Origin of the sequence: Caballeronia sp. Lep1P3, from assembly GCF_022879595.1 — a bacterium.
Taxonomy (GTDB): domain Bacteria; phylum Pseudomonadota; class Gammaproteobacteria; order Burkholderiales; family Burkholderiaceae; genus Caballeronia.
On record NZ_CP084266.1, the window covers coordinates 1,115,562 to 1,137,888 of the forward strand.

12 protein-coding genes, 2 tRNA genes and 3 rRNA genes are annotated in these 22,327 nt (G+C 60.5%); 1 reads left to right on the top strand and 16 read right to left on the bottom strand.

From position 1 onward, the window contains the following. Nucleotides 1–20 precede the first annotated feature (20 nt). A complete protein-coding gene (locus LDZ27_RS19590; protein WP_244816521.1) occupies nt 21–359 on the top strand; it encodes a hypothetical protein in 339 nt (112 codons plus the stop codon). Between the two features lie 9 nt (nt 360–368). Here the strand turns inward: LDZ27_RS19590 and LDZ27_RS19595 are convergent, their stop codons facing one another. The 16 genes from LDZ27_RS19595 to LDZ27_RS19670 form a co-directional block, all read right to left on the bottom strand. Next, a complete protein-coding gene (locus tag LDZ27_RS19595; RefSeq protein ID WP_244816522.1) occupies nt 369–2,153 on the bottom strand; it encodes an IlvD/Edd family dehydratase in 1,785 nt (594 codons plus the stop codon). 107 nt (nt 2,154–2,260) lie between these two features. Continuing rightward, nucleotides 2,261–3,259 (bottom strand): LacI family DNA-binding transcriptional regulator, encoded by a 999-nt coding sequence (locus LDZ27_RS19600; RefSeq protein WP_244817268.1) that lies wholly within the window; start codon nt 3,257–3,259, stop codon nt 2,261–2,263. Nucleotides 3,260–3,306: 47 nt separating this feature from the next. Beyond that, a complete protein-coding gene (locus tag LDZ27_RS19605; protein ID WP_244816523.1) occupies nt 3,307–3,975 on the bottom strand; it encodes a hypothetical protein in 669 nt (222 codons plus the stop codon). Nucleotides 3,976–4,141: 166 nt separating this feature from the next. Next, a 5S ribosomal RNA gene (gene rrf / locus LDZ27_RS19610) occupies nt 4,142–4,254 on the bottom strand. A gap of 122 nt (nt 4,255–4,376) precedes the next feature. After that, nucleotides 4,377–7,258: ribosomal RNA gene (locus tag LDZ27_RS19615) — 23S ribosomal RNA — on the bottom strand. 346 nt (nt 7,259–7,604) lie between these two features. Beyond that, nucleotides 7,605–7,680: transfer RNA gene (locus LDZ27_RS19620), tRNA-Ala, on the bottom strand. Between the two features lie 18 nt (nt 7,681–7,698). Further along, a tRNA-Ile gene (locus LDZ27_RS19625) sits at nt 7,699–7,775 on the bottom strand. 65 nt (nt 7,776–7,840) lie between these two features. Next, nucleotides 7,841–9,374: ribosomal RNA gene (locus tag LDZ27_RS19630) — 16S ribosomal RNA — on the bottom strand. The 16S, 23S and 5S rRNA genes sit together here with 2 tRNA genes alongside, the layout of an rRNA operon. Nucleotides 9,375–9,776: 402 nt before the next feature. Then, the gene (locus LDZ27_RS19635; RefSeq protein WP_244816524.1) at nt 9,777–10,133 is read right to left on the bottom strand and encodes a DUF4148 domain-containing protein; all 357 of its coding nucleotides are present in this window, start codon (nt 10,131–10,133) and stop codon (nt 9,777–9,779) included. A gap of 183 nt (nt 10,134–10,316) precedes the next feature. Further along, nucleotides 10,317–12,731, bottom strand: coding sequence for a penicillin acylase family protein (locus LDZ27_RS19640; protein ID WP_370653419.1), 2,415 nt, complete (start codon nt 12,729–12,731; stop codon nt 10,317–10,319). Nucleotides 12,732–12,901: 170 nt separating this feature from the next. Beyond that, nucleotides 12,902–13,486, bottom strand: a complete 585-nt coding sequence (locus tag LDZ27_RS19645; RefSeq protein WP_244816525.1) for a membrane integrity-associated transporter subunit PqiC — start codon at nt 13,484–13,486, stop codon at nt 12,902–12,904. Next, entirely contained in the window at nt 13,486–15,138 is a 1,653-nt protein-coding gene (locus tag LDZ27_RS19650) for an intermembrane transport protein PqiB (protein WP_244816526.1), read from the bottom strand. The genes LDZ27_RS19645 and LDZ27_RS19650 overlap by 1 nt, the downstream gene beginning before the upstream one ends. Next, nucleotides 15,131–16,393 carry a paraquat-inducible protein A gene (locus LDZ27_RS19655; RefSeq protein WP_244816527.1) on the bottom strand — a complete coding sequence of 421 codons (1,263 nt, stop codon included), beginning with the start codon at nt 16,391–16,393 and terminating at the stop codon, nt 15,131–15,133. Before LDZ27_RS19655 ends, LDZ27_RS19650 begins: the two co-directional genes overlap by 8 nt. After that, nucleotides 16,390–17,850 (bottom strand): efflux transporter outer membrane subunit, encoded by a 1,461-nt coding sequence (locus LDZ27_RS19660; RefSeq protein WP_244816528.1) that lies wholly within the window; start codon nt 17,848–17,850, stop codon nt 16,390–16,392. The genes LDZ27_RS19655 and LDZ27_RS19660 overlap by 4 nt, the downstream gene beginning before the upstream one ends. A gap of 1 nt (nt 17,851) precedes the next feature. Beyond that, the gene (locus LDZ27_RS19665) at nt 17,852–21,037 is read right to left on the bottom strand and encodes an efflux RND transporter permease subunit (RefSeq protein ID WP_244816529.1); all 3,186 of its coding nucleotides are present in this window, start codon (nt 21,035–21,037) and stop codon (nt 17,852–17,854) included. 13 nt (nt 21,038–21,050) lie between these two features. Continuing rightward, nucleotides 21,051–22,298: an efflux RND transporter periplasmic adaptor subunit gene (locus tag LDZ27_RS19670; protein ID WP_244816530.1), complete on the bottom strand. Its 1,248-nt coding sequence runs from the start codon at nt 22,296–22,298 to the stop codon at nt 21,051–21,053. Nucleotides 22,299–22,327: the final 29 nt, after the last annotated feature.

Here is a 22,327-nt window from a genome sequence, read left to right on the forward strand (position 1 = left end):
ATCTATATACGGGGGCCCTCATGGGCAGCAGCAGCACGTTCCGAGGTCACGCTTCGAGCGCGTTCAACGCGAAACTTCACCCTCTGCACGCGATGCTGGTTTCGCGCAGCGCCTCGCATATCGCGAGCGCGTTCACGGCGAGCGGCCGCGATCAGGCGCTTGCGGAAGGCATCGGCGATGTCATCGCACACTGCGGGCATGCGGGGCTAGGCCTTTATCTCGCAGCGGTATGGCATTGGCTGGACGAGCGCAACTACGATGAAGCGGCCGATGCCGTGCAGCACTACATCGAAAGCGGCACGATACCGGCGCTCAAAACTGCGCGAAAAATCATGCGAAGCCGCGATGCCCGCGTCTGAATGACTGCGTCAGTGCGAATGCCGCGGATTGCCGCGCGTCTCGATCACCTTGAGATACAGCGTCGCGGGTTCGAGACAGCCGCCTGTCGATAACTGTCCGACCGTCTGGCGGTAAAGCTCTTGCCACGGCGTCTGCGCGACGGGCGCGGCGAAAGCGGCCTGCTCGCGGCGGCTTTCGAGTTCCGCTTCGTCGAGCAACACGTTCACCGAGCGCGCGTTGAGATCGACGCGTATGCGGTCGTTCGTGCGCAAGAGCGCGAGCCCGCCGCCGATAGCCGCTTCCGGCGACATGTTCAATATCGACGGACTCGCGGAGGTGCCGCTCTGACGGCCATCGCCCATGCAGGGCAACGAATCGATACCGCGCTTGATGAGTTCGGCCGGTGGCGCCATGTTGACGACTTCCGCGCTGCCGGGATAACCGACCGTGCCGCAGCCCCGAATCACCAGAATGCAGTGCTCGTCGATATTGAGCTCGGGATCGTTGATGCGGTCGTGATAGTCCTCGGGACCGTCGAAGACGATGGCGCGCGCCTCGAACACGTTCTCCGCGCCGGGCGCGCTCAAATACGTCTTTGTGAATGCTTCGCCCACGACCGACATCTTCATGATCGCGCTGTCGAAGAAATTGCCCGAGAGCACCATGAAGCCCGCGCCGTGCTTGAGCGGATCATCCGGAGTCCGAATCACTTCGCGGTCCGCGACCGGCGCTTCATCGGCATGCTCGCCGATCATGCGGCCCGATACCGTCAGGCATTCGCGGCGCAAGAGGCCGGCGGCATCCAGTTGACGCATCACGGCTGGCACCCCGCCCGCGCGGTGGAAGCTCTCGCCGAGGTACTCACCCGCAGGCATGCAATTGACAATGAGAGGCACTTGCTCGCCGTAACGCTGCCAGTCTTCGAGACTCAGCTCGATGCCCATATGCCGCGCAATCGCGATCAGATGCGGCGGGCAATTGGTCGACGCGCCGAGCGCGGAGGCAACGACGATCGCGTTGAGAAATGCATCGCGCGTCATGATCTTCGACGGGCGCAAGTCCTCGCGCACGACATCGACGATGCGCTTGCCCGTCGCATAAGCCATTTGCCCGCGCTCGCGATAGGCGGCGGGAATGCTCGCGCACGTCGGCAAGGACATGCCGAGCGCTTCCGCGAGGCTGTTCATCGAGAGCGCGGTGCCCATCGTGTTGCAGTGCCCGATGGACGGCGACGAGGCCGTCGTCAGTCGCATGAAGCCTTCGTAATCGATCTCGCCCGCAGCGAGCAGATTGCGCGCGTGCCAGATCACGGTGCCGGAACCGACGCGCTTGCCTCCGTACCATCCGTCGAGCATGGGACCGCCGGACAGCACGATGGCGGGCAAATCGACGGTGGCCGCCGCCATCAGACAGGCGGGCGTGGTCTTGTCGCAGCCGGTCGTGAGTACGACGCCATCGAGCGGAAAGCCGTGCAGGATCTCGACGAGGCCCAGATACGCGAGATTGCGGTCCAGCGCGGCGGTCGGACGGCGGCTCTGCTCCGCGAGCGGATGCACGGGGAACTCCATCGGAATGCCGCCTGCGTCGCGAATGCCGGCCTTCGTGCGCGCGGCCAGTTCGATGTGGTGACGATTACATGGCGCAAGATCGCTGCCCGTCTGCGCGATGCCGATGATAGGCCGGCCCGATTGCAGTTCCTCGCGCGTGAGGCCGTAATTCATGAAGCGCTCGACATAGAGCGCGGTCATGTCGGCATGCGAGGGATCGTCGAACCATTCCTGACTGCGCAGGCGGCGGGGTGTCTGTTGCGACATGGCATCTCTCTTCAGTGAGGGGTTTCGCGGCGCGGCGCTCTCCCAAGCCTTCCGTTACCGGTAACATCGCGAGTATGGTAGCACGCATTGGCGCGGCGCTCGCGTGCTCAGGCGCTCGCGCGGGATACCACCTGATAGCCGATTCTGATGCGTTTGCTCGTGCGCCTGCCCGCGCCCTGATCGCGTTCTTGGAGCGCCGCAAGCAGCGCCTCTCCGGTGCGCAAGCCGATGCCATATGCGTCGACGGACACGGTCGTAATGGAAGGCATGCAGCATGCCGCGACTTCGAAGTTCCCAAAACCGGCCACGGCGATGTCATCGGGCACCGCTATGCCGCGTCGATGACATTCCATTATCGCGCCGAACGCCGACATGTCGCTCACGCACATCACGGCTTGCGTATCGGGCCATGCTTCGAGGAGCGCCGTCATCGCAGGGCCGCCGTGACTCATCGTGATCGGGGAATCGCCGAGGCGAATCACGCGTTCGGCGTCGAGGCCAAGGGCTTTCATCTCCATACGAAAGCCCTTGAGCCGGTCCAGGCCGCGCCGGTCCAGTTCGCTAGCGCCGCCCAGAAAGCCGATGCGCGTGTGGCCGCGCTGCGCGAGATAACGAACCATCTCGCGCGACGCATTGACGTTGGAAAAGCCCACGGCGGCGTCGATCGGATCAGCAGGAGCGTCCCACATCTCGACGACAGGCACGCCGGAGCGACGCAGCAGCGTGCGCGTCGCCTCGGTATGTCGCGAGCCGGTCAGCGCGATGCAGCGCGGCTGATGACGCAGCATCGAGCGCACGAGCCGTTCCTCGCGGTCGAGGTGATAGTCGGTGTCCCCGATCAACAATTGCAGGCCGTGCGGCTCCAACGCGGCGGAGAGGCCGCGAACGGTATCGGAGAAATTGGAGCTCGCAAGCGAAGGCACCAGCACGGCAACGAACTCGGAGCGCCCCGAGGACAAAGCGCCCGCGGCGGCATCGGCGACATAGCCGAGTTCGTCGATCGCCTTCTGCACGCGCTCGCGCGTTGCAAGGGCAACGCTATGCCCCGCGAGCACGCGCGACACAGTCATCTTGGAGACGCCGGCCAGGCGCGCCACATCGGACATACGCGGTGGGCCGGACTTGATATCGTCGAAGGAAGCGGACACGTTGCTCAATCGACCCTCGCCCAGCCGTCGGGCCGCTGTTCGAGCGTGACGTGCAGCTTCGTTTCGCCCGCTTCGCGGTCGGCGGCTGTGAGATCGGCAAACGCGCGCTTGATGTCGCGGTCGTCGGCCCACGGCGCGACGTTGTCGAGTTTGTACGTGTAGGTCACGTCCGAGCGGTGCGCCGTCGCGTCCGGCTCCGCCCACGCGACGACCTTGTCCAGCTTGACGCGCGCGTAACACAGCATCCAGGCGCGAGAGTCGGCGGTGACGTTCGGGTCGCCCGCCTGCCGGACTGTTTCGACGGCGTACTTCTGGCCTTCGCCCGTCAAGCTGTATGCGATGCCATTTTGCCTCGCGTTGGCGTTGGCGTTCGCGTTGGCGTTCGCGTTGGCCGGCGTCGTCGCCGATCGCGCGACCAGGCCGCTTTTTTCCAGCGCAGCGAGTTGCTCGCGCAAGGCCGCGGCTGAATACTCGTTCAGGTCGCGGTTGCTGTAAGTGGAGGGGAAGGTGAAAGGGCCGCGTCCGCTTCTGTTGAGACACAGCAAGCCGCGGTTCGTCTTCATGTCGGCGGAAATGGCGTCGCCCAATGTGGACTCGCTCGCATCGTTCTTCTTGCCGCAGGCCGCAGTCAGCAGCACGACGGTGACGGCGGCGATCAACAGGCTCGTTCTCATATGCGCTCCGGTAGGGTCGGCGTGACGTTAATCACCTTGCCGTGCCATTTTACCGACAGATTCGAAGCGCCCGGACGTCACCGGTGGAAGTCCTCTCGCGGTCTCACCGTCCCAATGCAAAAACCCCACCTTTGTGGGGTGGGGTTTTTGCGTTGCTGCATGAGGAGCCTGACGATTACCTACTTTCACACGGGAATCCGCACTATCATCGGCGTGGAGTCGTTTCACGGTCCTGTTCGGGATGGGAAGGGGTGGGACCGACTCGCTATGGTCATCAGGCATGACGGGTTGTCGCGTCGCACGGGGGTGCGCCACGACCAATCTGGGAAGAAGTAGTGGGTAGTGACTGGTTTGGGCACAGTCGCTTACTCAACCGGCGCAGGTTAAGACACACCGGTTATAGGATCAAGCCTTACGGGCAATTAGTATCAGTTAGCTCAATGCATTACTGCACTTACACACCTGACCTATCAACGTCCTGGTCTGGAACGACCCTTCAAGGGGCTCGAAGCCCCGGGGATATCTCATCTTAAGGCGAGTTTCCCGCTTAGATGCTTTCAGCGGTTATCTCTTCCGAACATAGCTACCCGGCGATGCCACTGGCGTGACAACCGGTACACCAGAGGTTCGTCCACTCCGGTCCTCTCGTACTAGGAGCAGCCCCCTTCAAATATCCAACGCCCACGGCAGATAGGGACCAAACTGTCTCACGACGTTTTAAACCCAGCTCACGTACCTCTTTAAATGGCGAACAGCCATACCCTTGGGACCGGCTACAGCCCCAGGATGAGATGAGCCGACATCGAGGTGCCAAACACCGCCGTCGATATGAACTCTTGGGCGGTATCAGCCTGTTATCCCCAGAGTACCTTTTATCCGTTGAGCGATGGCCCTTCCATACAGAACCACCGGATCACTATGACCTGCTTTCGCACCTGCTCGACTTGTCGGTCTCGCAGTTAAGCACGCTTATGCCATTGCACTATCAGCACGATTTCCGACCGTACCTAGCGTACCTTCGTACTCCTCCGTTACACTTTGGGAGGAGACCGCCCCAGTCAAACTGCCTACCATGCACTGTCCCCGATCCGGATCACGGACCAAGGTTAGAACCTCAAACAAACCAGGGTGGTATTTCAAGGACGGCTCCACCGAAACTGGCGTTCCGGTTTCATAGCCTCCCACCTATCCTACACAGATCGGTTCAAAGTCCAATGCAAAGCTACAGTAAAGGTTCATGGGGTCTTTCCGTCTAGCCGCGGGGAGATTGCATCATCACAAACACTTCAACTTCGCTGAGTCTCGGGAGGAGACAGTGTGGCCATCGTTACGCCATTCGTGCAGGTCGGAACTTACCCGACAAGGAATTTCGCTACCTTAGGACCGTTATAGTTACGGCCGCCGTTTACCGGGACTTCAATCAAGAGCTTGCACCCCATCATTTAATCTTCCGGCACCGGGCAGGCGTCACACCCTATACGTCCACTTTCGTGTTTGCAGAGTGCTGTGTTTTTATTAAACAGTCGCAGCCACCAGTTTATTGCAACCTCTTCACCCTCCTGGCGCAGGCCAGTCAAGCTACAGAGGCGTACCTTATCCCGAAGTTACGGTACCAATTTGCCGAGTTCCTTCTCCCGAGTTCTCTCAAGCGCCTTAGAATACTCATCTCGCCCACCTGTGTCGGTTTGCGGTACGGTCATCGTTAGACTGAAGCTTAGAGGCTTTTCTTGGAACCACTTCCAATTGCTTCGCTTCCGAAGAAGCTCGCGCCACACCCTTGAATTGCGCACCCGGATTTGCCTAAGTGCCTTCTCCAATGCAGCGACCGGGACGTCCAACACCCGGACAACCTTCCGCGATCCGTCCCCCCATCGCATCTAACAATGGTGCAGGAATATTGACCTGCTTCCCATCAGCTACGCATTTCTGCCTCGCCTTAGGGGCCGACTCACCCTACGCCGATGAACGTTGCGTAGGAAACCTTGGGCTTACGGCGAGGGGGCTTTTCACCCCCTTTATCGCTACTCATGTCAGCATTCGCACTTCCGATACCTCCAGCACGCTTTTCAACGCACCTTCGCAGGCTTACGGAACGCTCTCCTACCATGCGAGTTAAACTCGCATCCGCAGCTTCGGTGACTGGCTTGAGCCCCGTTACATCTTCCGCGCAGGACGACTCGATCAGTGAGCTATTACGCTTTCTTTAAAGGGTGGCTGCTTCTAAGCCAACCTCCTGACTGTTTTAGCCTTCCCACTTCGTTTCCCACTTAGCCAATCTTTGGGACCTTAGCTGGCGGTCTGGGTTGTTTCCCTCTTGACACCGGACGTTAGCACCCGATGTCTGTCTCCCGTGATTGCACTCTTCGGTATTCGGAGTTTGCTATGGCGTAGTAATCCGCAATGGACCCCACAACCATGACAGTGCTCTACCCCCGAAGGTGATACACGAGGCACTACCTAAATAGTTTTCGGAGAGAACCAGCTATTTCCAAGTTTGTTTAGCCTTTCACCCCTATCCACAGCTCATCCCCTAACTTTTCAACGTTAGTGGGTTCGGTCCTCCAGTACGTGTTACCGCACCTTCAACCTGGCCATGGATAGATCACTTGGTTTCGGGTCTACGCCCAGCAACTGATCGCCCTATTCGGACTCGCTTTCGCTACGCCTGCCTTAATCAGTTAAGCTCGCTACTGAACGTAAGTCGCTGACCCATTATACAAAAGGTACGCCGTCACCCGTTTCCAGGCTCCGACTGTTTGTATGCATGCGGTTTCAGGATCTATTTCACTCCCCTCCCGGGGTTCTTTTCGCCTTTCCCTCACGGTACTGGTTCACTATCGGTCGATCACGAGTATTTAGCCTTGGAGGATGGTCCCCCCATCTTCAGACAGGATTTCACGTGTCCCGCCCTACTTGTCGTACCCCTAGTTCTTCCACGCTGTTTTCGCTTACAGGGCTATCACCTGCTATGGCCGCACTTTCCAGAGCGTTCAGCTAACAACACAGATAAAGAGTACAGGCTGATCCCATTTCGCTCGCCACTACTCTGGGAATCTCGGTTGATTTCTTTTCCTGCGGTTACTTAGATGTTTCAGTTCACCGCGTTCGCTTCACATGACCTATGGATTCAGTCATGGATACTCCATACGGAGTGGGTTTCCCCATTCGGACATCTTCGGATCAAAGCTCGTTTGCCAGCTCCCCGAAGCTTTTCGCAGGCTACCGCGTCCTTCATCGCCTGTGATCGCCAAGGCATCCACCACATGCACTTGTTCGCTTGACCCTATAACGAGTGCGTCTCCCATCGAGCCGCCCCGCCATAGGCTGAGTATTCGCGTGTCGGTCCGCGTTAGTGCTTTAGCACTTACGTGAACCCCACACTACGTGTGTGCCGTATTCCAAAGCAATCTTTCGATTACCTTTTCATACTTGATACAATCACTACCCTGAATCTCCTACTCGCACCCATCTCTAAGTGCTTTCGCAGATTCTCTTTACTACTTCTTCCAGATTGTTAAAGAACGTTTAGCCGATCGGGTCACTTCACTACCCAACAGCATCAACTGGCTCGCAATCGCCAATGCTTAAGGTTCGCTCTCTCTTGAGCTCAACCCTAAGCATTGAGGACTTGGTGGAGGATGACGGGATCGAACCGACGACCCCCTGCTTGCAAAGCAGGTGCTCTCCCAGCTGAGCTAATCCCCCCGTGTCTTGCTTGACTCGTGGTGGGTCTGGTTGGATTCGAACCAACGACCCCCGCCTTATCAAGACGGTGCTCTAACCGACTGAGCTACAGACCCAAAGCCTGTTTCTTCAAACCACAGCCGATAAGCGTGAGCGCTTAATTTAGTGTGCGAAGCTCGAGAAAGGAGGTGATCCAGCCGCACCTTCCGATACGGCTACCTTGTTACGACTTCACCCCAGTCATGAATCCTACCGTGGTGACCGTCCTCCTTGCGGTTAGACTAGCCACTTCTGGTAAAACCCACTCCCATGGTGTGACGGGCGGTGTGTACAAGACCCGGGAACGTATTCACCGCGGCATGCTGATCCGCGATTACTAGCGATTCCAGCTTCACGCAGTCGAGTTGCAGACTGCGATCCGGACTACGATCGGTTTTCTGGGATTGGCTCCACCTCGCGGCTTGGCAACCCTCTGTTCCGACCATTGTATGACGTGTGAAGCCCTACCCATAAGGGCCATGAGGACTTGACGTCATCCCCACCTTCCTCCGGTTTGTCACCGGCAGTCTCCTTAGAGTGCTCTTGCGTAGCAACTAAGGACAAGGGTTGCGCTCGTTGCGGGACTTAACCCAACATCTCACGACACGAGCTGACGACAGCCATGCAGCACCTGTGCGCCGGTTCTCTTTCGAGCACCCCCACCTTTCAGCAGGGTTCCGACCATGTCAAGGGTAGGTAAGGTTTTTCGCGTTGCATCGAATTAATCCACATCATCCACCGCTTGTGCGGGTCCCCGTCAATTCCTTTGAGTTTTAATCTTGCGACCGTACTCCCCAGGCGGTCAACTTCACGCGTTAGCTACGTTACTAAGGAAATGAATCCCCAACAACTAGTTGACATCGTTTAGGGCGTGGACTACCAGGGTATCTAATCCTGTTTGCTCCCCACGCTTTCGTGCATGAGCGTCAGTGTTGGCCCAGGAGGCTGCCTTCGCCATCGGTATTCCTCCACATCTCTACGCATTTCACTGCTACACGTGGAATTCTACCTCCCTCTGCCACACTCAAAGCCTGCCAGTCACCAATGCAGTTCCCAGGTTAAGCCCGGGGATTTCACATCGGTCTTAACAGACCGCCTGCGCACGCTTTACGCCCAGTAATTCCGATTAACGCTCGCACCCTACGTATTACCGCGGCTGCTGGCACGTAGTTAGCCGGTGCTTATTCTTCCGGTACCGTCATCCCGCCACCATATTAGGGCGGCGGTTTTCTTTCCGGACAAAAGTGCTTTACAACCCGAAGGCCTTCTTCACACACGCGGCATTGCTGGATCAGGGTTGCCCCCATTGTCCAAAATTCCCCACTGCTGCCTCCCGTAGGAGTCTGGGCCGTGTCTCAGTCCCAGTGTGGCTGGTCGTCCTCTCAGACCAGCTACAGATCGTCGCCTTGGTAGGCCTTTACCCCACCAACTAGCTAATCTGCCATCGGCCGCCCCTTGAGCGCGAGGTCCCGAAAGATCCCCCGCTTTCCTCCTTAGAGCGTATGCGGTATTAATCCGGCTTTCGCCGGGCTATCCCCCACTCCAGGACACGTTCCGATGTATTACTCACCCGTTCGCCACTCGCCACCAGGGTTGCCCCCGTGCTGCCGTTCGACTTGCATGTGTAAGGCATGCCGCCAGCGTTCAATCTGAGCCAGGATCAAACTCTTCAGTTCAATGCCTGTTACTGTTTTCGGTTCCGTAGAACCGGTCGCTCACTCAACGTACTGACGATGATTAATCCATCCTAAGACGGATCAACCTTCCTCTGATACTTCGTGTGAGACTCTTGATTACTTTTGCTTGTCGCCTCAGCCCCGAAAGACTGAAACCGCACTCGCCATCAAGCGCCCACACTTATCGGCTGTTAGTTTTTAAAGAGCATTGCGCAGAGAGTTTTTAGCGATTCGCTTCGTTTCTTGCGCGCCGTCATTCAACGGGAGGCGAATTATGACTGGCGCAAGACAGCCAGGTCAACCCCTTTTCGAAATTATTTTTATCGACCTGGCGCCAAGAGGGTTTCGGTAAAAACAACCGCCACACCGTTTCTTTTCCCTGAACCCGAAGCAGTCTTTAGCTTAGCTCCCAAAGTAAGCCGCGCAGAATCCGGCTGGCCCGACGCATGCCGCCGATTCCTTCGCGGACGATCCGCGCTGAGCGCCCCCCGATGCACCCGCCCCCGATTGCATGCCGCCATACGCTTCATTGGCCTCGCTGACATCGTGTTGCGCGGCGACCTTGGCCTCGGCCGCCTGGATGTCCGCGGGATAAGTCGCGTTGTCGCCTGACGCTGTGGAGTATCCCGCCTGCTCGAGTTGAACAAGCTCGGCTTTGACTTGTGCACGAGTGAGCGGTGCGTCCTGGCTCTGTGCGAACGCGAGCGTCGGTGCAATAACGACAGCGACCGATACGACGACTTTGGCAAAAGAATTCATGATGTGCAGACTCCGACAGGAATGAGTTGACCTGGATCGCATGCGATCCACGAACCTCACCGGGCGCAACGGAACATGCTCCGTTACGCCCCATCCGCTCGCCCTAGGTTTCAAGCGTTGAGGCTTCGATTGGTTAACCCGGACGCATCGCAATCTATTCCCGCGATGTCACGCCGGAAACACTCACTGCGCGTTGGGCCCGAGATGTACCCGCTTTTCGGTCGCCGCTTCGACGGCCTGACGCGAGTAGAGCAAAGGAAAATACCGACCGTCGAGCCACATCTGCGCGAGGTCGCGGTAATGCGGATCATCGGGGTCGCCTGATTCCCCCGGCAAGTTCACGGCGCGTGAGTTGTCCCAATTGCCCACATCGACTACGACGCGAAACGACGGCCCATTCGTTTCGCGGAAGTCGCTTGCGCGGTATGTCGACTGATTCGGCGTATAAGCGCTCCCGCCCTTGCCTAGCGGACCGACATTCAGCTTGGCGCGAGTCTTCGCGTCGACGGCATCCGCTAATGGATGCGCGTTGAGATTGGTTTGAAGCCCGCCCCACTTCCAATGCGATGCATCGTCGCCCTGAAGACGAATCATCTCGGCATATGCATCGCGAAGGCTCGACATGAGCATGGCGTCACGCTTGCTTTGCGCATCCGCGCCGAAACGCGGCTCCGGATGTTCGAGCGTATCGAGCATGACTGCCGTGTCCGGTGCGCCAAAGGAATCCGCGGCATCAGCGGGCAGCACCGCCTGCTTGAATGCGCGCCCGAGATGCCTCGAAAGCCATACTTCTTCGAGCGCGGCTTGCGGCGAATCGGCGTCCATGCGCGCGTCCCAGCCCTTGAGCAACGCAAGCGCCGCGTGAGTATCGGCGTCGTCGCTCGATAGCGGCGCAAGCAGCGAGACGAGCCTGCGCGCCGGAATCGAAACGATGTCGTTCTGCAAGCGTTCCGAGTCTTCGATCGACACCTTGGGCAATGACTTCAGCACCTCGTCGATGCGCTGATGCCGCGAGCCATTCGTCCATTCGAAGCCCAGTTTGCGCTGCGCATACGGATAGCCAGCGGGCAGATTCATCTCGTTAGATGTCGTGAAGTAGCCTTGCGCGGGGTTATAGGTCGACGGCATTGCATCGCGCGGCAAGAAGCCAGCCCATTCGTAACGGCCGTCGCCGGGCACGGGCATAAGGCCATCCCAGTTCGGACGAATCGGCGCTAAACCGCTTGGTACCCAGCCGATGTTGCCCTCCGTATCCGCGTACACCTGATTGACGGTCGGCGCACCCCACGTCGCAAGCGCAGCCTTGAACTGCGCGTAGTTCTTCGCGCGCATGTAGCGCATCGAGTCGAAATAGGGCGACATGCCAGGCGCGAGCCACGCGGTACGCACGGCGAACGCCCGATGCTTGCCCTCCTCGCTATAGATAACGGGACCATGCCGCGTGAACAGCAGATCGACCGCAACCGGCGGCGCATTACGCACCTCGATGGTTTCATGCACCATGCGCATCGGCTCCCACGCTCCTTTGTAGCGATACTCGCGCGCGTTAGATGGATTCGTCGCGTACACGTAAAGGTCTTCCTGATCGATGTTGAAGATCGTGAGACCGTATGCGATGGCGCCGTTATGACCAATCGAAATGCCCGGCGCGGATGGCTCTCCCGCGCCGATGATATCGAGCGTCGGCGTGCTGATCTGCTGGATATAGCGCAAGCTCGGCGCAGCATAAGCGCGGTGCGGATCGTTCGCCATGATCGCGCGCCCCGTCGCGGATTTCGATGGCGCGATCACCCAATTATTGCTGCCCTCGGTGACTTCTTCGGGGTTGTCGGCCGCAGCGATCACGGTCGTCGATGCATCCGCGCTCTTGAGCGATTCCTTGGTGACGCGCACGCTCTGCGTGGCGAGCGTGAAGACCTTGAGCACGTCGTCGGGCAAACATGAGTCCAGCCCTTCAGGCATCTGCGGCTTCCAGGGCGGCTGCAAGCCGAAACGCACCGAATCCGCATCGAGCGAACTCTTGCATGCGACGCGGGCGCGCGCCACTTCGCTCGTCAGATTGCGCGTGAGTCCATGACTGCGAATTCGCACGACATCGTCGGCATGCCACTTCGCGGGCCAGTAGCCAATCTCGCGAAACTCGTAAGGCATGCGGTCCGGATGCGCCGCCAGCCAGTCGATATACGCGTTGACGCCTGCTGCGAAGCGCGTTGCTGCGGGCTTCGCATCGGGGCCGTACCGTTTCCATTCGGTCGACATGTCGCCGCGGTAAAGAAAGAGCCGCGTCGCCTTGTCCTGCTCCACGTATGCCGGCCCGAACACCTCGGCAAGCTGCCCGAGTCCGCGCCGGCGCCACAAATCGATCTGGAAGAGGCGATCACGCGCCGCGTTGAAGCCCTGCACGAAGAAGGCATCGCTATCGTTGGCGGCGAAGATATGCGGCACGCCCCAATGGTCTACGAGAATATCCGACGGTTGTGAGAGACCTGCTACGCGCATCGTCTCGACGGGCGCGTCGTCGCCATGCGCGCTTGCCACAATGAACGCGCCGAACATCGAAGCGCCGATGAGCGCCGCCAGCTTGCGTTTCGTCACCATGTATCTGTCTCCGTTCTTGTGTTCGCGGTTTCTTCAGGCGCGAGTACGGGCGACGATGACGGTGCATCGCCGTCCGTCGACATGATAAACGCAATGTCACTGGCCCGTCGTCGATTGCATTCCTTCGGATGCCGAACCAATAAAAGGAAATTGAATGCGCCCGCGAAGTGCTAACGCAGGTGCGGCATCTGCGCGATAGCCGCAGCAAGCTGCCTGCTCATCTGGGCGAGCGCCCTGCCATGCGCAGCCGCGATCGCGTCGAAGCCATTGCCGTCAACGGCCTCATGGATCATGGAATGACCCTCGAAGCGCGACGCGCCATCGGGGGCGCGGATCGTCCATATCGCATCGAGCGTCACGGCGTCACCGGGAATCGATTCGAAGCGCATTACATCGACGCGCACCTGATACGCCTTCACGTCCGCGCCGTATGGATACACCGTCACGTTATCCACGCCAAGCAGACGCGACAGATCCGCCGCGAGCGTGCGCGCGATGTTCTCCTTGAGCGGTTCGCCCCAGCGCGCGTATTCGTTGACGATCACTTCGTTCTGCGCGCGCCGCGTGACTATCTGCGGCTTGTCGACGAGATCGGGCACCGTGACCGGTCCCACGGTCACGCGCACCGACGCGTCAGCGGCGCCGCGTTCGAGCGTGGCGTCCGGGCTCAACGTATAGAACGCAGCCCTCGGAGAACTGCACGCTGCAAGCACGAGCACACTCGCTGCAGCCGATGAAAGAACCGAGCGGCGCATCACTTCCCGTCCTCCGGCTTGCCGCGCAGAATCGCTTCGGGATGCCGTTCCAGATATTCAGCGAGACTGCGGAACGCGGCGGCAGTGCGCCCGAGTTCGCGCATCGTATCTGCGGCGTTGGTCTGCAACGGAGAATCGCTTTGCATGATGCGGCTCGAAGCGTTGAGCGCATCGCGCGCGGCTCCGAGCGTCGCGCGGGCTTCGGGCGCGATCTCGGTGTCGAGCGTCTTCACCAGTGCATTCGCTTCCTGCAAAGTCGAACGCACGTCGCGGCCTATGTCGTCGAACGGAATCCTGTTGAGCTTGGCGACGAGCGCCTGTATCGAATCCTGCAGCGATTGCAGGCCGCCTGGAACCGTGGGCAGTTCCGGAGGATCGGCATTCCACACGAGCGATGCCTTCGGCGCACTCGGGAAGAAATCGACTGCAATGTATTTCTGTCCGGTCAGAATGCTGCCGGTGCGAAGCTGCGCGCGAAAGCCATGCTCGACCATATATTGCAGCAATTGACGCCGGTCCTTGACGACGCGTCCCTGCTTGCCTTCCTGCGCACGCATTGCGAAGCGTCCCGGATAAAAGTTCACGCGCACGGGAATGCTGAACTCGCGCTTGACCGGGTCGTAGCGCGTCTGGATTGCGGTGACTTCGCCGAGCACGATGCCGCGAAACTCCACTTCCGCGCCCACGGAAAGTCCGCGCACCGATTCCTTGAAGTTCAACACGTATGAATCCACGATGACGTCATGCCGCTTCATTGCTTCCGCACGCGTGGAAAAGAGGCCGAACGTATGGCCCTGCGGCGCGGGGGCGTCGGCGGAAGGAACGTCCGATACGTCCGCCATGCCCGGCGCAGGCGGCGGGGTTTCGAAAGCGAGGCCGCCAATGAGTATCGCCACGAGCGATTCCGTGTCCATCTTCACGCCGGTGGAATCGAGTTTCACGTCGACGCCGCTTGCCTGCCAGAAGCGCGTATCCATCTTCACGTACTTGTCGTAAGGCGCGTTCACGAATACATGCAGCGTCACGCCCATACCGTCTGCGTCGAGTTCGTATGACGTGACTTGCCCCACTTGCAGGCGACGAAAATAAATCGGTGCGCCGACGTCGAGCGAGCCGAGTGTGTCGCTCTTCAGCACGAACTGCTTGCCGGGAACGTCCGCGGTAATGACGGGCGGCGATTCGAGACCCACGAAATCGCGCCGCTTCGACGTCTTCGCGCCGACGTCCATGCCGATATACGACCCAGCGATGAGCGTGCTCAGACCCGACACCGTGCCGCCGGAAATACGCGGCCGCACGACCCAGAAGCGCGTATCGTCGACGAGCATCTGCTGCGCATTCTTCGAGAGTTCGGCGGTTGCAACGACATGCTTCTGATCCGGCGCGATCACCACGCTTTTCACCGTGCCGATGTCCACGTCCTTGAACTTGATCTTGGTCTTGCCCGCTTCGAGTCCCTCGCCCGTCTTGAAGCTGATGGTCACCGTCGGCCCTTTTTCCAGGATCGCGTGCACCGCAAGCCAGCCGCCGATCAGCACGGCGATAAGCGGCACCAGCCAGATCAGCGATACGCCGAAGCGCGAACGTCTTTCGGCCAACGCTTGCGGAAGATCGTCATCGGGCTCGCGCGACGTGTTGGGCGGCTCAGCCATCGTCGTCCCCGGCGGCGTCCCACATGAGACGCGGATCGAACGTCATGGCCGCGAGCATCGTCAATACCACGACTGCGCCGAACGCGATGGCAGCGGTGCCCGCATGGATCGTCGCGAGCGCATTGAACTGCACGAGCGCAACGAGCACGGTGATGACGTAGATATCGAGCATCGACCAGCGTCCGACGAACTCGACGATGCGATAAACGCGCGTGCGGCGCTCGGGCATCCAGCGCGAATGAAACTGCGTGCTCGTCACAAGCAGCACCAGCGCGACTATCTTGAGCATCGGCACGGCGATGCTCGCGATGAACACGACGATCGCGAGCGGCCACGATCCCGAGACCCACAGATACGCGACGCCGCTCATGATCGTGTCGTCCTGCGCGCCAAAGAGCGAACTGGTGTACATCACGGGCAGCACGTTCGCGGGCACGTTAAGCACCATTGCAGCGATAAGAAGCGCCCATGTCCGCGCGATGCTGTCGGGCTTGCGCACATGCAGCCGCGCATGACATCGCGGGCAGCGGCCTTCGCTCGCATGGGGCGGCACTTTGGAGAGCAGCGCGCAGTCGTGACAGACGAAGAGCCGCGCTTCTGCCGCGGTGCGTGCGCGAATCGAACGATCGGCGACGAAGGCCGCATGACCGCTTATCCGTGTCCAGAACTCACGCGCATCGAACGATGCCGACGCGCCGGAGATCAGCAACATCACAGCGCCGAACCCGAAGAGCGCGATGCCCGGCAACACGCTCGCGATATGCGCGAGCTTTACGAGCGCGACGAGAAAGCCAAGGATCAATACTTCCGTCATGCCCCACGGACGCACGGCATGCAGCGCGCGAAACGCTGCGCGCGCACCAAGCGGCGTGCGACCGAAACGCATCGGCAGAAGGAGAAAGGTCATCGCGCTCATCTCCAGCAGCGGCATGGCGAACGACGTCGCGAACACGAGCGCTGCAAGCGGCCACATGCCTTCGACATACAGCACGCGCACCGCGCCGAGCAGCGTGGTCTGCACGACCGTGCCGCCCACATCGAGTCCGACGATGGGATACGCATTCGCAATCGCAAAGGCTGCGAGTGCGCCGAGCGTGCAGGCAAGCGCGCGGTTGAGTCCATCGGGACGGTCGCGATAGAGCTGTGCGCCGCATCGCGCGCAGCGGGCAACGCCGCCTCGCGCAAGCGCCGTTTCGCGCTGAAGAAGATCGCACTCGTGACATGCGACGAGACACGCGCTGGGCCGCCCGTTCATGGCGATGACGCCTTCGCGGGCGCGCCATTGTCGCCATAGGCGACGCCGGTGCGATGCTCCGCGTCGCTTACCCATCCGCCGCCCATCGCCTTGTAGAGCGATACGACCGACGTCAACGCGTTGCCTTGCGTCTGCGCGTAAGAGAGTTGCGACTGAAAGAGGCTGCGCTCCGCGTCGAGCACTTCGAGATAGCTGGAATAGCCGCCTTCGTAACGCAGGCGCGCGAGGTTCGCATAGGTGCGCAACGCATCGACTTCGCGCCCCTGCACGGCGAGCGCCTCGCGTGTCTTCTGCATGGTGATGAGCGCATCATCGACATCCTGAAATGCTGCCTGTATCGCCTTCTGATACGTGAAAAGCGCCTGCTGCTGTTGCGCCTCTGCCGCCTTCACCTGACCGCCGATGCCGCCCGCCGTGAAGATGGGCATCGTGGCCGCGCCCGCGAACGACCATAGGCGTGCCGGCCCCTTGAACAACTGCGAGAACTGCGTGCTCGCGGTGCCGAAGAGACCTGTCAGTGAAATTGACGGGAAATAGAGCGCGCGCGCGGCGCCAATCTGCGCATTCGCGGCAATCAGGTTCTGCTCGGCCTGCCGCAAGTCCGGACGCCGCGTGAGCAGTTCCGACGGTAAACCCGGTGGCACGACCGGCGTGGCGAGATCATCGAGTTCGCGGTCGCGCGTGATCGCTTGCGGATTGCGGCCAAGCAGGATGGAAAGCGCGTTCTCCTGCGTAGCGATCTGCTCCTGCAACTGCGGAATGGTCGCAGCCGATGCCTCATATTCCGACTGCGCCTGCGCAAGCTCCATTTGCGATACCGCACCGTATTCGAAGCGCAGCTTGAACACATCGACGGCATCGGCGCGGCTTTTCGTCGTCGCGCGCGCAATATCGAGCTGCCGGTCCAGCGATACCAGCGTGACATACGTCGACGCGACCGATGCCACGAGCGAGAGAATCGTCGCGCGACGTCCTTCTTCGCTCGCAAGCAGCGCCGCACGCGCGCTTTCTGTCTGACGGCGCAAGCGCCCGAATACGTCGATCTCCCACGACGCATTCAAGGCCAGTTGATATTGATCGATGACGGGGCCGACGCCCGGCGGCAATTGCGCCGAGCCCAACGGCAAGCGCTCGCGCTCTGCGTTCACGCCGACGCCCACCTGCGGAAACAGTTGTGAACGCGTGGTTTGAAACTGGCCCAGAAACTCATCGACGCGCGCTGCCGCGACCTTCACGTCCTTGTTTTCCTGCAACGCGATGTCGATCAATTGATTGAGTTGCGGGTCCTGAAACTGCTCCCACCAGACCGTATCGGCGATTTCCTTCGTCTGCGCCTCCGCAAAGCGAAACGTGGCAGGCGTATCCACGGATGGCCGCTCGTAATTCGGGCCGAGCAGACAGCCATCGAGCATGAGCGTGCAAAGCATGGCGAGCGCGCGAAAGGAAGTCGGATGCATGTCATTCGCTCCCATGCGCCGTGGGAGGCGATGCGGGCATCGGCGCTGCGCTGCGCTTCTGCTTTCCGCTGAGCTTCGCGCTCAACGTCTCGATCAGGTAAAAGAACATCGGAATGAAAAACACCGCGATAAGCGTCGCGGCGAGCATTCCGCCGATCACGCCGGTGCCGATCGAATGACGGCTATTCGCGGATGCGCCCGTCGCAATCGCAAGCGGCACGCAGCCGAGAATGAACGCGAGCGAGGTCATCACGATTGGCCGCAGACGCTCTTCGGCGGCGGTCATCGCGGACTCGTAGATGGACTTGCCCGATTCGCGGTTCAGCACGGCGAACTCGAAGATCAGGATCGCGTTCTTCGCGGCGAGCGCAACGAGCATCGTGAGGCCGATCTGGAAATACACGTTGTTGTCGAGGCCGCGCATAAGAATGGCCAGCAACGCGCCGAACAGCGCGAACGGCACGGCGAGCAATACGCCGACCGGCAAGGACCACTTCTCGTATTGCGCGGCAAGAATCAGAAAGACCATCACGAGGCCGAATACGAAGACCATCGCCGACTGTCCGCCCGACTTTTGTTCTTCGTAAGCCTGCCCGCTCCAGCCGATGCCGAAGTCACTCGGCATGACGCTCGCCGCAGTTTCTTCGAGCGCGGCCATTGCCTGTCCGGTGCTATAGCCGGGCGCGGGATTGGCCGTGATCTTCACCGCCGGAAAGTTGTTGAAGCGCGTGATGAGATCGGGGCCGGTCACGTACTTGTATGTAACGACCGACTTGAGCGGCACCATCTCGCCCGACGTGCCGCGCACGAAGATGCGATTCAGATCGTCAGGCGTGCGCCGCTCCGACGATTCTGCCTGCAAGATCACTTGCCACAGGCGGCTGTCCTTGTTGAACTGCGAGACGTAGAGCGAACCGAACATCGTCTGCATTGCGCCGTATACGTCCTGCACCGGAACGCCGAGCGTCTCCGCCTTGGAGCGGTCCACGTCAACTTGAAGCTGTTGCGAACTCGCGTTGAACGTGGACGTCACGCCCGACAGCTCCGCGCGCTGCTTCGCCTTGCCGACGAACTGGCGCACCACGTCCGCAAGCTGCCCGATGCTTGCATCGCCCTTGTTCTGAATCCACATTTCCAGGCCGCCTGTCGTGCCGAGGCCTGGAATCGAAGGTGGATTCACCGGCACGACGATGCCCGCGCGCACCTGCGAGAGCGTTTTATAAGCGTCGATCAGCACCGCGCGCGCATTCTGCGTGCGAATGTTGGCCGATGAATAGCGTTCGTCGAAGTTCTTGAAGCCGACGAAGAAGGTCCCCGCATTGTTCTTCGTCTGGCCGTCGAGCAGACTGAAGCCATCGACGGTCGTGATGCTGTCGACGGCGGGCTGCTTCATGAAGTAGTCGGTCACGCGCTCCGACACCTGACCCGTGCGGTCGAGACTTGCGGCATCCGGCATGATGACCGCGCCCAGCAGATAGCCCTGATCTTCCGCAGGCAGGAAGCTCGTCGGAATGGTCTTCACCATATAGACCGACAGCACGATCATGCCCGCGAAAAACAGCAGCGCGACGAACGCGCGCTTGATGATGAGCGCGACGGAGCGTGCATAGCCGCGCGTCATCTTCGCGAAGCCGTTCTCGAACCACACGAAGAAGCGCGCTTTCTTCTTGCCGTGATCTTCTTTGAGCAAGAGTGCCGCGAGCGCCGGCGAAAGCGTCAGCGCGACGAGCCCTGAAAACACCACGGATATCGCGATCGTAATGGCGAACTGCTTATAGAGCTGGCCTGTGATGCCGCCGAGAAACGCCACTGGAACGAACACGGCGCACAGCACGAGCACGATCGCGACCACCGGCCCGGAGACTTCGTCCATCGCGCGCTTGGCGGCTTCCTTGGGCGGGAGCTTATGCACCGTCATGTTGCGTTCGACGTTTTCGATCACGACGATCGCATCGTCCACGACGATGCCGATGGCGAGCACCATGCCGAAAAGCGTGAGCATGTTGATCGAAAAGCCGAGCGCCGACATGCCCATGAAAGTGCCGATGATCGACACCGGCACCGCGAGCACCGGGATGAGCGTCGCGCGAAAGCTCTGCAAAAACAGATACACGACGATGACCACGAGCACGAGCGCCTCGAAGAACGTGTGGATCACATCGGCGATGGAAGCGCGCGTGAACTCGGTCGTATCCATCGAAATGCGATAGTCGATGCCCTCGGGAAACGACTTTTTCATCTGTTCGAGCGTCGCGCGAACCTGTTTCGATACATCGAGCGCATTCGCCCCCGGCTGCTGATACACGGCGATCACCGTCGCGTCCTTGCCCTGGAAGCGGCTGCGGATCGAATAGTCCTTCTGGCCGAGTTCGACGCGCGCCACGTCTTTCAGGCGCACGATGGCCGCGCCGCCGCTTTGCGCGCGAATGATGATGTCCTCGAATTCGGCGGGCGTCGCGAGCCTGCCTGTCGTCGTCACCGCAAACGACTGCTGCACGGGGCTGCCCGTCGGCGACTGGCCGATGCTGCCGACCGCGAACTGCTGATTCTCGTTCGCCACGGCGCTCTGCACTTCGGTCGCCGTGACGCCGAGCTGCGCCATGCGGTCGGGCTTCAGCCATATGCGCATCGCATAATCCGGACTCCCGAATATGCTTGCCTGATTCGCGCCGGGCACGCGCTTCAACGCATCGAGCACGTAGACGTTCGCGTAGTTGGCGATATAACTCGCGCTATAGCGATTCGTCGGCGAGTAGATCGCAATCACCATCATGAACGCGGACGATTTCTTCTGCACCTGCACGCCCTGCGCCTGCACCGATTGCGGCAACTGCGGCAGCGCCAGATTCACGCGGTTCTGCACGTCCACCTGCGCGAGTTGCGGGTTCGTGCCGATGTCGAAGAACACGTTGAGCGTCATTTGCCCCGTCGATGAACTCGACGAGTTCATGTAGATCATGTTGTCCGCGCCATTGACCTGCTGCTCGATCGGCGCAGCCACGTTGTTAGTCACGACATCCGCGCTCGCGCCGGGATACTGCGCGGAGACGGTGATCTGCGCGGGCGTGATGTCCGGATACTGCGCGATGGGCAACTGCACCATCGCGATCGCGCCAGCCAGCGTGATGACGATCGAGACGACCGCCGCGAAGATCGGCCGGTCGATGAAGAAGTGGGAGAATTTCATGGCCGCTCGTCGCTCACATAGGCTGGCTTGAGGGCTTGACGGCGACGGCCGGCGCGCTCGCAGCCGCGGGGTTCGACGCCGCATCCGACGCCTCGCCCGTCACTTTCACCGGCACGCCTGCTGCCACGCGAATGGCGCCGTCGACGATCACGCGGTCGCCGGCGCTCAGGCCCTGCGGAATGAACCAGTCGTTGCCGAGCCATTCGCCCACTTCCACGACCTGCTCATGCGCGGTCTTGCCGTCCTTGTCGAGCAGCCACACGTAATGAGCCTTCGCGCCCTGCAAAACCGCGCGCTGCGGCACGAGAATCGCATTCGGACGGCTCAGGCCATGCACGCGCGCGCGCACGAACTGGCCAGGACGCAGCGCGCCCTCCTTGTTCGGCAGCACGGCGCGCACGAGAAACGTGCCCGTATCCTTGCTGTACGACGGATTGATGAAATCGACGAGTCCCGTATTCGGAAAGCGTGACCCGTCCGCGAGAATCACCTCGACGACATAGCGGTTGTCGGACGGCGGCTTGAGCAGACCCTTCGCTATCTGGTCGCGGTTGCTCAGTATTTCGTTCTCCGAAAGACTGAAGTTCACCCACACGGGATCGAGCTGCGACACATAAGTCAGGAGACTCGACTGCCCCGCCGAGAGATAACTGCCCTCCTGCATGCGCGCATAACTCGACAAGCCGGTAAGCGGGCTTTTGATCGTCGTGTAGCCGAGATTCAGCTCCGCGTTGGTGACTTCGCCCTGCGCGGCGATCACGGCCGCTCGCGCCGATTTTTCATTGCCGATGGCGTCGTCGAGATCTTTCTTGCTAACCGCGTTGAGCGCCTGCAACGGGCGCACGCGCCCGAGATTCGCCTCCGCGACGGTCAGACGCGCCTGCTGCTGCGCAAGCTGGCCGCGCGCCGTCTGCAGCGTGGCTTCGAAGGGCTTCTTGTCCATCTGGAACATCACCTGTCCCGCTTTCACGAGCGAGCCTTCGGTATAGAGGCGCTTGTCGAGAAAGCCTTCGACGCGCGCCCGTATTTCCACTTCACGCGAACTCTGCGTTTGCGCGACGAACTCGAACGTGACGGGCGTATTGCGTTGCGTGACCGTCATCACCGTGACTTCGGGCGCCTGTGCCTTGGGGACGCTCACGGGCTTGTTGCACGCGGCGGCGGCGAGCGCAAGCAGGATCGCGAAAGCGCGACGCCATCGCGCGAGCGAAGCCGGCGTCGAACGATGCGCGTTGATCATCCGCGAGCGTGGAGTCGGCATGAGTGCCTCCAAGGATGTGCGCCCGCGCT